Source organism: Thermalbibacter longus, assembly GCF_023806485.1.
GTDB lineage: Bacteria > Chloroflexota > Chloroflexia > Thermomicrobiales > Thermomicrobiaceae > Thermalbibacter > Thermalbibacter longus.
In genome coordinates this window covers 1-271 of the sequence record NZ_JAMSLR010000059.1, presented here as the reverse complement: position 1 = coordinate 271, position 271 = coordinate 1, and the positions used below count along the sequence as shown (strand labels likewise).

The window sequence follows — 271 nt, the reverse complement described above, 5'->3', positions numbered from 1 at the left end:
GGCCAGTTCATCGCGACGGGTCACGCGCCGCTGACCCTTGCCGTCGTAGCCCAGGCGCGCGGTCTTGAGGATGCCGGGCAACAGCGACTCGGGCACGCGCGCTAGATCAGCCTCCGCCTCGATCACCGCGTGCGGTGCCGGCCCGACGCCACTGGAGCGCGCGCTGGCGGCGAAGTGCGCCTTTTCGGCGCGGCGATCCTGCGCCACCGCCACCGCCGCGGCACCCGGCGCCACCGGCCGGTGCGCCGCCAGGCTGGCCAGCACCTGCGCC

Annotated in this window: 1 pseudogene; it reads right to left on the bottom strand. The window is 76.0% G+C overall.

Going from position 1 to position 271, the window contains the following annotated elements:
- Positions 1 to 271 (bottom strand): annotated as a pseudogene (locus NET02_RS16440) (5-(carboxyamino)imidazole ribonucleotide synthase); the annotation flags it as partial.